The organism is Bradyrhizobium sp. CCGB12 (assembly GCF_024199845.1).
In the GTDB taxonomy this organism is placed as follows: Bacteria; Pseudomonadota; Alphaproteobacteria; order Rhizobiales; family Xanthobacteraceae; genus Bradyrhizobium.
Map to the genome: position 1 here is coordinate 8,303,082 of NZ_JANADO010000001.1, position 12,235 is coordinate 8,315,316.

The window sequence follows — 12,235 nt, forward strand, 5'->3', positions numbered from 1 at the left end:
CCTATTTCCACACCGACTTGTCGGCGTCCCAGCGCTGACCCTTCAGCTCCTTGGCGAGCGCCTCGATCGAGCCGTTGTCGTCGGGCAGATCGCCTTCTTCGTCCGGGCTCGCGTCATCCGACAGATTGAGCTTGGCGCCGCTGCTTTCGTCGGCCGTGGTCGTCGCGGGGCTGCCGATCCAGATCATGAGCTTGTCGGTCGTGCCGGGCTTGTCGGGCGCGACGAGCCCTGCGACCTCGATCGTGTCGATGAGATCGAGCGCCGGGAAATCCTGGTTCGGCCGTTTGAAGACGAGCCTGAGCTTGCCGGTGGCGGGATTGAAGCTCTGCGACACCGGCTTTGCCGCGAGCGTCCTGCTCAGCACGCCTGCAACCGCGGCCGCGAGCTTGTCGCGGTTGATCTTGTCGCCGTCGCGCCAGTCGGCGGCGGGGAAGCGGATGGTGCGGTCCATCTCGGTCATGCCCGCGGTCCAGCCCGCGGCGGTGACGCCGGGCATCGCCTTGAACTTCGCCAGCAGCGCTCCCGCGCGCTCCGGATCGACCGACATGTTGATGGTCTGCTCGCCGGCGCGCAGCGCGTCGCAGCCGACATTGAGGCTGGCCAGCGTCACCTCGACCTCCTGGCCCTTCAGGCTCTTCAGGAAGTCGGTCGCGGCGTCGAGCTTGACCTTGACCGCGATCGCCTCCGGCGAGACGTCGGTGAAATCCTTGGGCTGCGGCGTGATGCCGTCGTCGGAGGTCTGGTTGTCCAGAAATTCCTTCTCGCTGAGATCGGAATTGTCAGCCGAGGCGACCTCGGTCACGGCTTGGCCGATGGCGATCTGGCCGCGGAATTCGAACATGTCGCCGGCCTGCTTGCGCAGCAGCTTGACGCTCACAGGCGCCTTCGCTCCGAGGCTCTGGGTCGTGCCCGTCAGGTTCTGGCCCGCGACCTGGAGATTGACGACGAAGCGGTCCTTGCGGTCGGAATTCTTCGCGACGGGATAGCAGACGTCGAGCACGGCCGCCGTGACCGTCTTGCCCTGGCGCGTCTCCTTCAGGATCGCGTCGGCATTGCCGTCCATCAGCCCGTCGATCGAGGTGAAATAGCGCGTCTCGGCGCCGCCGGGCGCCGTGGCCTTCGGCGACAGCTTCATCTGGGCCGAGGCGACCTCGGGCGAAACGGCGAGCAAGGCCGCCAAAAGAGCTGTCGGGCAAACCAGGTGCGCGCGCATCGACGAAATCCTCGAGCAAGGGGCATGATCCGGAAAAGATCACGCCCAAACAACAACCCAAAGCGCGATCACGATTCGTCTTGATGCCAACGCGCTTGAGAATCGGCGCCACCGTAGTGGGTTTTGGCCGCCGGTTGAATCGGAAAGCGCGGGGGCAGGGTCGGCAAAAAAGAAGGCCGCCCGGAGGCGGCCTTCACAGCGCTGTAATGGAAGAAGAGGGCCTTAGAAGCCGCCCATGCCGCCGCCCGCGGGCATGGCGGGCGGGGCTTCCTTCTTCGGCATCTCGGCGACCATGGCCTCGGTGGTGACCAGCAGGCCGGCCACGGAGGAGGCGTCCTGGAGCGCGGTGCGCACCACCTTGGCGGGATCGATGATGCCCTTCTCGACCATGTCGACATAGTCCTCGTTCTGGGCGTCGAAGCCAAAGGTCTCGGACTTGTTCTCCAGGATCTTGCCGACCACGATCGAGCCTTCCACGCCGGCGTTCTCGGAGATCTGGCGGATCGGGGCCTCCAGCGCCTTCAGCACGATGTTGATGCCGGCCTGGACGTCGTCATTGGCGTTGGTGAGACGGCCCACCGCCTTCTTGGCGCGGAGCAGCGCGACGCCGCCGCCCGGGACGATGCCTTCCTGTACCGCGGCGCGGGTGGCGTTGAGCGCGTCCTCGACGCGGTCCTTCTTCTCCTTGACCTCGATCTCGGTGGCGCCGCCCACGCGGATCACCGCGACGCCGCCGGCCAGCTTGGCAAGGCGCTCCTGGAGCTTCTCGCGGTCGTAGTCCGAGGTGGTCTCCTCGATCTGGGCCTTGATCTGGCCGACGCGGGCCTCGATGTCGGGCTTTTTGCCGGCACCGTTGACGATCGTGGTGTTCTCCTTGTCGATCACGACCTTCTTGGCGCGACCGAGCATCTTCACCGTGACGTTCTCGAGCTTCATGCCGAGGTCCTCGGAGATGAGCTGGCCACCGGTGAGGATCGCGATGTCCTCGAGCATGGCCTTGCGGCGGTCACCGAAGCCCGGCGCCTTGACGGCCGCGACCTTGAGGCCGCCGCGCAGGCGGTTGACGACCAGGGTGGCCAGCGCCTCCCCTTCGACGTCCTCGGCGATGATGACGAGCGGCTTGCCCGACTGCACCACGGCTTCGAGCACCGGCAGCATGGCCTGCAGGCCCGAGAGCTTCTTCTCGTGCAGCAGGATGTAGGCGTCCTCGAGCTCGGCGGTCATCTTCTCGGCGTTGGTGACGAAGTAGGGCGACAGATAGCCGCGGTCGAACTTCATGCCCTCGACGATGTCGACCTCGGTGTCGAGCGACTTGTTCTCCTCGACGGTGATGACGCCCTCGTTGCCGACCTTCTGCATCGCCTGGGCGATCATCTTGCCGATGGCGGTATCGCCGTTGGCCGAGATGGTGCCGACCTGGGCGACCTCGGAGGAAGAGGCGACCGGTTTGGCGCGCTTCTCGATGTCCTTGATGACGGCCGCAACCGCGCTGTCGATGCCGCGCTTGAGGTCCATCGGGTTCATGCCGGCGGCAACCGCCTTGGCGCCTTCGCGCACGATGGCCTGGGCCAGCACGGTCGCGGTGGTGGTGCCGTCGCCGGCGAGGTCGTTGGTCTTGGAGGCGACCTCACGCACCATCTGGGCGCCCATGTTCTCGAACTTGTCCTCGAGCTCGATCTCCTTGGCGACGGTGACGCCGTCCTTGGTGATGCGGGGTGCGCCGAAGCTCTTCTCGATGACGACGTTGCGGCCCTTCGGGCCCAGCGTCACCTTGACGGCGTTGGCGAGAACGTCGACGCCGCGCAGCATGCGATCGCGCGCGTCTCCGGAAAACTTGACGTCTTTGGCAGCCATTTTTGCTATTCCTCGTGTTTCGTGATGTGTCTGCCGCGCTTCTCTCTCCGTCATTGCCGGGCCTGACCCGGCAATCCATCACCCTGCGAAAAAGATGGATGCCCGGGTCGCCTATCGCGAAGACGCGCTTCGCGCTTCAGCCCGGGCATGACGATGAGACATTCAGCGGCCGTTCAGGCGGGTGGCCTTAGGCCAGAACGCCCATGATGTCCGACTCCTTCATGATCAGGAGCTCTTCGTTGTCGATCTTGACCTCGGTGCCCGACCACTTGCCGAACAGCACGCGGTCGCCGACCTTGAGGTCGATCGGGATCAGCTTGCCGGTCTCGTCGCGGCCGCCGGGGCCGACGGCGACGATTTCGCCCTGGGACGGCTTTTCCTTGGCGGTGTCCGGAATGATGATGCCGCCCTTGGTCTTTTCCTCGGCGTCGATACGTTTGACCACGACACGGTCATGCAGCGGACGAAATTTGGATTTAGCCATGACGTTTCCCTTTGGAGGCTCGCTTTGGAAGTAGTGGAAGTGGGTGGGGCGGCGCTTCCGTCCACCCTCTTCGAGGATCGGACGGCGCGCTTAGCAATCGGGCTTTCCGAGTGCTAATAGTGGGCCCGGAAATATGGCTTGGCCGCGATCCTGTCAAGCAAAGGTGGTTAAGCGATTGGTGAGGCGGATATAGGATGATTGGAAACTCGTTCGGGGCGCCGGCGTATCAAACGACGTCATTGCCCCGGCGGCGGTTTTGCGCTTGGCTGCGGGAGGGGTGCGGCCATGGTCTTGTTCGGGGGAATGCCATGATCAGTTCAGCTCACGCGCGCACGGTCGCCAATCTGGCGGCTGCCTCTTGCTTGGCGCTATTGCTGGGCGCCTGCGGCGGCGGCATGAGCCTGCCGTCCTTCTCGTCGTCTTCGCCGCCGCCCGAGGCCGAACCCGGCACGGGTCCGGAAATGCCTGCGACGATCCGCGCCGACGAGATCGTGGGACGCTGGGGTCTCGCCTCGTTCCAGAACCCGGCCGACCGTGCCCGCACCGAAGCCGCGGCGAGGGCCCAGTGCAAGAATCCCTATGTGATCACCGCCGGTTCCTCCGGCGGCGTGATCATGCATCTGGCCGACCAGGCGACCCCGCAGGAATTGCGGCTCAAGGGCTCGCCCAGCGGCAAGAACTACATCGGCCCCGCCGGTCCCACTCCCGGCGATCAGGACCGTGAGATCGTCTCCTTCGACGGCCGCGTGCTGATCACCCGCTTCATCGACAAGGACGCCGCCACCCGCTACGGCAACATGGTCTACGTCCGCTGCGCGCCGCGGGCGTGATCGGGGTTCCGGCCTAGCGAGGCGTCATTGCGAGCGAAGCGAAGCAATCCAGACTGTTTCCGCGGAGGCAGCCTGGATTGCTTCGTCGCTTCGCTCCTCGCAATGACGCCCCAAACAAAAAACGCCGGCTCATGCCGGCGTTTTGCTTTTCCGTGATCTCGCGTCCGATCAGTCGAACAGCGCGTCGATGTCGTCCTGCGAGGCGTGGCCGACGTCGCCGGCGAGCTTCGGGCCGTTGAGAAGCTTCTCGTCCTCGCTGCGGCCGTCGACAGGCGCCGGCACGTGGGCCTTGATGGCGTCGACGCCGCCCCAGATTTCCATCATCGCATTGATGTGCTGCTCGATGAACTTCATCGTGGTCATGACCTTGCTGATGCGCTGGCCGGTCAGGTCCTGGAAGTTGCAGGCTTCGAAGATCGAGATGACGCGTTCCTGGATGTCGTCGGCGAGCCGCTTCTGCTGATCGGCCGATTGCACCTTGGACATCGCGCTCGCCGCCTGGTCGATCGACTCGGCGGCTTCGAGGATCTGCTGCGTCGCCTGCTCGGTGCCGCCGACGACCGCGCCGAGCTCGCCATTGACCTTGGCCATTTCGCCGCCATCGAAGCTCTTGCCGTGCAGCGTCGCGATCTCGCGCTTGGTGCGGTCGATGGCGTCGTGGATGAGGTCGAGTTCGACCTTCAGCTTCTCGCACTGCTCGATCTGCGCCCGGTAGGTCTCGAGCATGGTGCGAGCTTCGGAGAGCTCATGGGCGGTGGAGGCGTCGATCGCCGCCATGGCTGCGCTGCCGGACAAGGGCACGGTGCCCTTGGCCATCTGTGCGCGGATCGCACGCAGCTCGGCCATGATCTCGCTATGCATCGGGGTTGCCTCTTCGGTTACGTCAACAATGGGCATTTCGCCACCGACGATATCTTCGACGCGAAAACGCTTGCGGTGAACAGCCATCAGAATACTCCCCCACCTCATTCACGCGTCTTTGTAGGCAGAAGCGATTTAACACGAAGTTCACGGCCGGAACTGTTGTGCGGCGTCGCGCGACGGCGCGCAAAGAAGCGATTAACCATGGCTGCGCTGCGTTCACCGAAAATAAACGCTGATCGCCAAATTGGCCCATGCTTGGCGACGTGGTGAATCGAAACGCCGCTTCTGTTTACCAAACAAAACGGCTTTTGCTTTTTATTGACCACGTCGCGGCGGCCGATCAGCCAGACGCTTTCCGCGACGCATGTGATCTAGACGAAACAGTACAGAGTACGTCGATGTTCAAGAAAATGTCTGTCGCGCTGCTGGGCAGCGCGTGCACCTTCATTGCCGGCGCAAACAGCGCCAGCGCTTTTGACAATAACGTACCGAACGATCCGCCCGCGGTACTCTACCAGCCGCAGATGCCGCCGGCGCCGGTGCGTGTCGCCTCCAATGCGAACATGGGCGGCGGCTTCATCGAGTTCCTGTTTGGCGATGGTCCTGGCCGCGGTCCGGCCTATGCGCCGCAGCAGCCGATCTATCAGCAGCAGCCCGGTTACTACGATCAGCGCCGCCTGCCGCCGATGGGCGAGCCGCAGATGCAGGGTGGATATCAGCAAGGCGCAGGTCTCCAGCAGGATGCGGTCGATCCGCGGCAGCGTCCCTTCGATCCGAAATTCGAGAAGCAACTCGTTGACTATAGCGGCAAGGAAAGTCCCGGCACGATCGTGGTCGATACGCCGAACAAGTTCCTCTATCTCGTCGAGGGCAACGGCCGGGCGATGCGCTACGGCATCGGCGTGGGACGTCCCGGCTTCACCTGGTCCGGTGTGAAGTCGATCACGGCCAAGCGCGAATGGCCGGACTGGACGCCGCCGGCGGAGATGATCGCCCGCCGCCCCGATCTGCCCCGGCACATGGAAGGCGGGCCGGAAAATCCGCTCGGCGCCCGTGCGATGTATCTGGGCTCGACACTCTACCGCATCCATGGCTCCAACGAGCCCTGGACCATCGGCACCAACGTCTCCTCCGGCTGCATCCGCATGCGCAACGAGGACGTCATCGATCTCTACGGCCGCGTCAATGTCGGCACCAAGGTCGTGGTGATGTGAGGCGTCATACGCTCGATGCGAGCCGTCAACTCGGCGTGCCGCGTCGGCTCGCGATGCGCGGCATCGAAGGCGCTGGCTGCCGCCGGCGTACGCCTTCCAGCTATGGTTTATGCGCGCTGGCGGTGCCGCGTCGACCCGAGCCGCGGGGCAACGGAGCAGCGACGACGAGTTGATGAACGGGAATGCGGTGCGCCCGCGGAGCGGGTCAGACGCCGTGCCGACAGCTCCGCCTTCCTGACGCGCTCGTGCAATCCTTCCAACTCGCACAATTCGGTGATGAGATGCGTTGTCGCGTCGGTCAAGGTCGCAATGCGCTGCTGAAGTGGACTCATCAATAAACCCCCGACTTTAGCCAAGAGCGGCAGCCACATCGGTGTGTGGCAGGAGCGATGTGTTCTTTCAGTTGAACACCCATGTCCGAATTTGGAAATCCGGGAGTCTACGGCTGCGTGTGTCGAAGGGCAGTTTCGCTTGTCATGGTGAACTCAGGCGCGCCCGTCAACGTTCAGCCCAGTGCAATCCAATAGCGCGCATTAGTCATACTATATCGAGCGGCCCTCCCTTGCGATGTCGTGGCATCGAAGGCGCTTGAGGCATGCGCAGAAGAAAACGGCCGCCTCATCGGCGGCCGCTGGTTTGCATGCGCTATGGATCCGACGTCACGCGTAATCGCTGCCGCCGTCGTCTCCGCCGCCGAAATCGCTGTCGTCGGCCATGTCCATGTTGTCGTCGTTATCGTCGTAGTTCTGATCGTTGTCGTTGTTCCGATCGTCGTTCGACGCCTGGTCGACGAAGCCCTGGCGGGAGTCGCGGTTCGAGCCGATGTCGTTAAGGCCGGCGTCGCGCGAGAGCGATCCGCCGGACTGGTCGCTGCCGCCCCAAGGGCTTCCACCAGCGCTGCGGTCGCCGAGGGCATTGGTGTCGCCAAAAGCCTGCTGATGCGGTCCGCCCATCATGCCGCGGATGCTGGAGAGCAGCAGCGAGCCGCCGACGACGCCGGCTGCGGCTGCCGCCGCCGTGCCAAGGAACGAGCCGCCGCCACCGCCGACCGGCGGAGCACCAAAGCCCTGGCCTGGGCCTTGACCGGGACCTTGGCCATAAGCCTGTCCGTAAGGCGGCTGGCCGTAGCCCGGCTGCGTCTGTTGCATGGCCTGACCGGTATTCCAGGCCGGCCGCTGCTCGCGCGGCGGCACGTTCGGAACCGAGCCGCGGGCGGGGCCTCCGCCGAACAGCGACTCGCGCATGGAATCCAGGAAACCGCCGGACTGCGCCTGCTCGGGCGCCTGTCCCGCTTCCAGCTCCTGGATGCGGGCGTGGGCGCGCTTCAGCGCTTCGTCCTGCAACAGCACGGTCTGCACCAGCGCGTAGATCGCACCGGGCGCCTTGCGCAAGCCGTCGGAGATTGCGGCGGTCGCGTCGGGATCGCGCGGTGCATTTTCCAGTTTGGTAAGCCGGTCGAAAAGCTCGTCGACGAGCTGGCGTTCCTGCGGCGTCATGGTCAATCTCCTTCGCGCAAACAAGCGCGAGGCAGATGTAGGGTTCCATTGTGGCCCCAACAGCCCCGGCCATATTAAATTTCGGTATGCGACAAGCTGCCTCGAAAGGTCGGTTCTTGCCGATTTCACCCCAGCGTGACGCCACTGTCCGTCAGCAGACGTGGGAACGCATCGCCGGCGAGATAAGCGTGCTCGCGTTCGCGCACATCCGTCATCGGGTCGAGACCGGTGAGGACATCATCGACGAAGCCCGGGTGGCACATCACGAGCCCGCCATCCGGCAAGCCTTCGAGGAACTGTCGCATCAACGCGCCGAAATCGGTCGCCCGCGTGAAGTCATAAGCGCCGGCGAAGGCAGGATTGAAGCTGAGGCCGGCGGCGCCGGCGCGCCGGCGAAATTGCGCGCTGAGGATATCGAGCACCATGGCCTTTGGTGAAGCCAGAAGCTGCGCCAGTGGCAGGTCGCGCCCGCCCTGGCGCACCCAGGCGTTTGGTGCGGCCTCGCCAACCGCATCGACAAAGCCGTCGCGCACCTGCGGATAGAGCTGGACATGCTGGTGCCCGTCGACAAAGTCGGGCGCACGCCCGAACGCTTCCATGAAAGTTGCGAGCTGCGCCTTCACCTCATTGCGAAAGAATTCGCGGTCGAGCCGCCGCATCAGTCCGGCGCCCAGCAGCTTCGGAAAGGTCAAGAACATGTCGCCGTCGAGAGGACGGAAATGCATGGTGAGCGGCCGGAACGGTGCCGACAGCGTGACGTGCAATCCGATCGCGCAGCGCGGGCTTGCTTTGGCCGCCGTGTCCAGCGCCTCGATCTCGCTGCGCGCGATCGCAGGTCCCACCATCATCACCGAGGTGGCGTTGAGGCGACCGCGTTCGATCAGGTCGCGGATGGCACGGTTGACGCCCGGGCTGATGCCGTAATCGTCGGCGCAGAGCCAGATCCGCCGCGGCGCCGCCGCCGCGCTCATTCGGCCGCCGTCCTCTTCGAGGCGTCGTCGGCGTTGTCGGTCGCGAAGCGCTTTTCGCTGTGCTCGGCCACGAAGTAAATCGGGCGCGCCTTCAGCTCGGAGAGGATCTTGCCGATATATTCGCCGACGATGCCGATCATGATGAGCTGCACGCCGCCGATCGTCATCAGGCCGATCACGAGCGAGGGATAGCCGGGCACCTGTTTGCCGGTGGTCCAGACCTCCCAGAGGATCGAGAGGCCGAACAGGAAGGCGCCGCCGGCGAGGATCACGCCGAGCAGGCTGGCGAAGCGCAGCGGCGCGACCGAGAACGAGGTCACCCCCTCGATCGAAAGACCGAGCAGACGCGCGGCGCTGAAGGTCGTCACGCCATGGACGCGCGGCGCGGGCTCGTAGTCGACGCGGATCTGGCGGAAGCCGATCCAGCTTGCGAGACCCTTGAAGAAGCGGTTGCGCTCCGGCAGCTGCCTGAGCGCGGCGACCGCGCGCGGCGAGAGCAGGCGGAAGTCGCCGGCGTCCTCGGGGATCTTCTGCCGGGCGCCCCAATTGATCAGCGAATAGAAGCCGCGCACGGCGACGCGGCGCAGGAATGGCTCGTTGTCGCGATGCGCCTTGGCGGTATAGACGACGTCATGGCCGTCTTCGATCCAGTGCCGCACCAGCTGCTCGACCAGCGCCGGCGGATGCTGGCCGTCGCCATCCATGAACATGACGGCGCCGAGCCGGGCATGGTCGAGGCCGGCCATCAGCGCCGCCTCCTTGCCGAAATTGCGCGAGAGCGAGACCACCTGGACGTCGATCGCGTCGGCCGGCAGCGAACGGGAGATCGACAGCGTTGCGTCTGCACTGCCGTCGTCGACATAGACGACCTCGCAGGCGAGGCGGTACCGCTCGCGCAAGGTCTTGGCGAGATCGCAGATACGCTGGTGCAACGCGGCGAGGCCCGCCGCCTCGTTGTAGACGGGGACGACAATCGACAGTCCCTTCGCGGCGGCGCTCGCCGCGGTGGTCGTCATGCCGGAAACGTCAGAGCCCAGCGTCATCGATCAAGGTTCCAGAGGCGTTTGGGTCTTCTCAACAGCATATGGTAGCTGCCGTTTGCTGTCGCTACGCTGAACGAAACTGAGGTCACCGCCGCAGGAACGCCTCGAGCTTGGCGAACAGGGGGTTCTCCCGGTCGAACACGTAGTCGAGCGAAACCACCGAGACGGTCTCGGCGCCATGTTCGCGCAGGAAGCTCGCGAGCGCATAGAGCTGCCCCGGGGGGCAGTGCAGCGTCAGCATACCTGACGAGGTCGGCCCGCCAAACGGGGCCACGACGCCGAACCGGCTGTGGGCCTCGCCGAGCAGGGCAGCGTCGCATTGCCGGAAACGGGTGCGGACCTCGCGGTATTTATTGGCCCGCGCCCGCGCTGCGATGTGGTCAAGGATGACGCGCGCGGTCTCCCGCGCCTGCGGCGACCAGTCGGCCTCCTTCGAGGCGACCAGATTGGCCTGGCTGCGCAGGATCACGCCGTCGTCGAGCACCCGCAAGCCATTGGCGGCGAGTGTCGCGCCTGTGGTGGTAATGTCGACGATCAACTCGGCGCTGCCGGCCGCAGGCGCGCCTTCGGTCGCGCCTGCGCTCTCGACGATGCGGTAATCGGTGATGCCGTGGCTCTGGAAGAAGGCGCGGGTGAGGTTGATGAACTTGGTCGCGACCCGCATCCGCATGTGATGCTGCTCGCGGAAGCCGGTGGTGACGTCGTCGAGGTCGGCCATGGTACGGACGTCGATCCAGGCCTGCGGCACCGCGACGACGACGTCGGCGTAGCCGAAGCCGAGCCCTTCGATCAGGGACACGCGCTTGTCGGCATCCGCGATGGTCTCGCGCACGAGATCTTCACCGGTGACGCCGAGATGCGCAAAGCCGCGGGACAGTTGCGCGGCGATCTCGCTCGCCGAGAGATAGGCGATCTCGACATTGTCGAGGCCCGCGATGGTGCCGCGATAGTCGCGGGCGCCGCCGGCCTTCGACAGCTTGAGCCCGGCGCGTGCGAAGAAGGCTTCGGTGTTTTCCTGAAGGCGGCCCTTGGAGGGAACGGCCAGAACGAATGGCGCGCTCATGGCTTAAGCTCCCACCTTGCGACCGATTCTGGTCAGCGCGTCCACCCAGACCGAGAAGCCGACCGCGGGGATCGGCTCGACCGAACCGAGCTGGGTCATCAGCCCGTCATAGCGGCCGCCGGCGACCAGCGGCTCGGCGCCGTTGCCCCTGTGATGCAATTCGAACTCGAAGCCGGTGTAATAGTCGAGCCCGCGTCCGAACGCGGTCGAAAAGCGCGTCAGCTTCACGTCGATGCCGCGCGCCGCCATGAAGCCGACCCGGCTTTCGAACTGGTCGATCGCGGCAGCGAGATCAAGCCTGGCATCAGCGGTGAGCGCGCGCAGCTCTGCAACGGCGTCGTCGGGATTGCCTGCGATCGACAGGAAGCGCTTGAGCACGGTGATCGCCTCGCGCGACAGCGCGCCACCTTTGAGGGTCGATTGCTCGAGGAATCGGTCGGCGATCTCGGCCGTGGTGCGGCCACCGACATTGGTGGTGCCGGCGATCGACATCAGATCGGTGACGAAGGCCAGCGCCGCCTTGCGGTCGGAGCCGGCAAGCGCGGCGAGCACGCCCTCATATTCGCTGCGGGTCGCGGTGGTCGCGGCCGCCAGCCGTTCCAGATCCTTTTCCAGGCTGATCTTGCGGTTGAAATCCTTGATCAGGCGGCGGCGCCAGACCGGATAGAGATCGAGCGCGTCGAGCAGGGCATTGAACAGCGCGACGTCACCGGTGCGGATCTCGACCTCGCCGACGCCGAAGGCGGCGGTTGCCTCCAGCGCCAGCGCCAGCATTTCGGCGTCCGCCGCGGCGCGGTCCTGGCGGCCGAAGGATTCGATGCCGGCCTGCAGGAACTCGCTGGCCTGCCCGCTACGGTAGCGAAACACCGGGCCGAGATAGCTGAACCCGGCCGGCTGGCCGGCGCTGGTCGAGGCGAGGTAATCGCGGGCGACGGGAATGGTCAGGTCTGGGCGCAGGCAGAGCTCCTCGCCGGACAAGTCCGTGGTCAGGTACAGGCTCTTGCGGATGTCCTCGCCGGAGAGGTCCAGGAACGGCTCGGCCGGCTGCAGGATCGCGGGCTCGGCCCTGACGTAGCCCGCCTGCGCGAACGACAAGAGCAGCGTATCCGCCCAGGCGGCGGAGCCGGCAGCATTTGAGGTGGCAGTCGCGGTCATAACAGGGGGTCCATCGCCCGGTGGAACCGGGGCAGGCAAGGGAAGGGA

Annotated in this window: 11 protein-coding genes; 2 read left to right on the top strand and 9 right to left on the bottom strand. The window is 65.3% G+C overall.

Features of this window, described 5'->3' with window-relative positions:
• Window position 1: 1 nt before the first annotated feature.
• From NLM27_RS38115 to groES, 3 genes are all read right to left on the bottom strand, one after another.
• Window positions 2-1,213 (bottom strand): hypothetical protein, encoded by a 1,212-nt coding sequence (locus NLM27_RS38115; RefSeq protein ID WP_254148154.1) that lies wholly within the window; start codon window positions 1,211-1,213, stop codon window positions 2-4.
• A 222-nt stretch (window positions 1,214-1,435) separates the two neighbouring features.
• Window positions 1,436-3,067, bottom strand: a complete 1,632-nt coding sequence (gene groL, locus NLM27_RS38120; RefSeq protein WP_254148155.1) for a chaperonin GroEL — start codon at window positions 3,065-3,067, stop codon at window positions 1,436-1,438.
• Between the two features lie 187 nt (window positions 3,068-3,254).
• Window positions 3,255-3,551: a co-chaperone GroES gene (gene groES / locus NLM27_RS38125; protein ID WP_008544107.1), complete on the bottom strand. Its 297-nt coding sequence runs from the start codon at window positions 3,549-3,551 to the stop codon at window positions 3,255-3,257.
• A 308-nt stretch (window positions 3,552-3,859) separates the two neighbouring features.
• On the opposite strand from groES, the gene NLM27_RS38130 reads away from it, so the two are divergent.
• Complete coding sequence (locus NLM27_RS38130) at window positions 3,860-4,381, top strand: hypothetical protein (protein ID WP_254148156.1); 522 nt, start codon at window positions 3,860-3,862, stop codon at window positions 4,379-4,381.
• Between the two features lie 168 nt (window positions 4,382-4,549).
• Here NLM27_RS38130 and NLM27_RS38135 read toward each other — a convergent pair whose 3' ends face one another.
• The gene (locus tag NLM27_RS38135; RefSeq protein WP_254148157.1) at window positions 4,550-5,329 is read right to left on the bottom strand and encodes a protein phosphatase CheZ; all 780 of its coding nucleotides are present in this window, start codon (window positions 5,327-5,329) and stop codon (window positions 4,550-4,552) included.
• Window positions 5,330-5,643: 314 nt separating this feature from the next.
• Here NLM27_RS38135 and NLM27_RS38140 point away from each other — a divergent pair, with 314 nt between their 5' ends.
• Window positions 5,644-6,459, top strand: coding sequence for a L,D-transpeptidase (locus NLM27_RS38140; protein ID WP_254148158.1), 816 nt, complete (start codon window positions 5,644-5,646; stop codon window positions 6,457-6,459).
• 659 nt (window positions 6,460-7,118) lie between these two features.
• Here NLM27_RS38140 and NLM27_RS38145 read toward each other — a convergent pair.
• The 5 genes from NLM27_RS38145 to NLM27_RS38165 all read right to left on the bottom strand — a co-directional run bounded on the left by NLM27_RS38145 (window position 7,119) and on the right by NLM27_RS38165 (window position 12,187).
• Entirely contained in the window at window positions 7,119-7,955 is an 837-nt protein-coding gene (locus tag NLM27_RS38145; RefSeq protein ID WP_254148159.1) for a DUF2076 domain-containing protein, read from the bottom strand.
• Between the two features lie 125 nt (window positions 7,956-8,080).
• Window positions 8,081-8,926: a ChbG/HpnK family deacetylase gene (locus tag NLM27_RS38150; RefSeq protein WP_254148160.1), complete on the bottom strand. Its 846-nt coding sequence runs from the start codon at window positions 8,924-8,926 to the stop codon at window positions 8,081-8,083.
• Window positions 8,923-9,969, bottom strand: a complete 1,047-nt coding sequence (locus NLM27_RS38155) for a glycosyltransferase family 2 protein (protein WP_254148161.1) — start codon at window positions 9,967-9,969, stop codon at window positions 8,923-8,925. Before NLM27_RS38155 ends, NLM27_RS38150 begins: the two co-directional genes overlap by 4 nt.
• Before the next feature lie 85 nt (window positions 9,970-10,054).
• Window positions 10,055-11,032: an ATP phosphoribosyltransferase gene (gene hisG, locus NLM27_RS38160; protein WP_254148162.1), complete on the bottom strand. Its 978-nt coding sequence runs from the start codon at window positions 11,030-11,032 to the stop codon at window positions 10,055-10,057.
• A gap of 3 nt (window positions 11,033-11,035) precedes the next feature.
• Window positions 11,036-12,187, bottom strand: coding sequence for an ATP phosphoribosyltransferase regulatory subunit (locus NLM27_RS38165; RefSeq protein ID WP_254148163.1), 1,152 nt, complete (start codon window positions 12,185-12,187; stop codon window positions 11,036-11,038).
• Window positions 12,188-12,235 lie beyond the last annotated feature (48 nt).

Bases quoted from the DNA above. Each gene is read 5' to 3' on its own strand.
- NLM27_RS38135 (WP_254148157.1), bottom strand. From the start codon at position 5,329: ATGGCTGTTCACCGCAAGCGTTTTCGCGTCGAAGATATCGTCGGTGGC.
- NLM27_RS38145 (WP_254148159.1), bottom strand. From the start codon at position 7,955: ATGACGCCGCAGGAACGCCAGCTCGTCGACGAGCTTTTCGACCGGCTT.
- NLM27_RS38140 (WP_254148158.1), top strand. From the start codon at position 5,644: ATGTTCAAGAAAATGTCTGTCGCGCTGCTGGGCAGCGCGTGCACCTTC.
- hisG (WP_254148162.1), bottom strand. From the start codon at position 11,032: ATGAGCGCGCCATTCGTTCTGGCCGTTCCCTCCAAGGGCCGCCTTCAG.
- NLM27_RS38155 (WP_254148161.1), bottom strand. From the start codon at position 9,969: ATGACGCTGGGCTCTGACGTTTCCGGCATGACGACCACCGCGGCGAGC.
- NLM27_RS38165 (WP_254148163.1), bottom strand. From the start codon at position 12,187: ATGACCGCGACTGCCACCTCAAATGCTGCCGGCTCCGCCGCCTGGGCG.
- groES (WP_008544107.1), bottom strand. From the start codon at position 3,551: ATGGCTAAATCCAAATTTCGTCCGCTGCATGACCGTGTCGTGGTCAAA.
- NLM27_RS38130 (WP_254148156.1), top strand. From the start codon at position 3,860: ATGATCAGTTCAGCTCACGCGCGCACGGTCGCCAATCTGGCGGCTGCC.
- groL (WP_254148155.1), bottom strand. From the start codon at position 3,067: ATGGCTGCCAAAGACGTCAAGTTTTCCGGAGACGCGCGCGATCGCATG.
- NLM27_RS38115 (WP_254148154.1), bottom strand. From the start codon at position 1,213: ATGCGCGCGCACCTGGTTTGCCCGACAGCTCTTTTGGCGGCCTTGCTC.
- NLM27_RS38150 (WP_254148160.1), bottom strand. From the start codon at position 8,926: ATGAGCGCGGCGGCGGCGCCGCGGCGGATCTGGCTCTGCGCCGACGAT.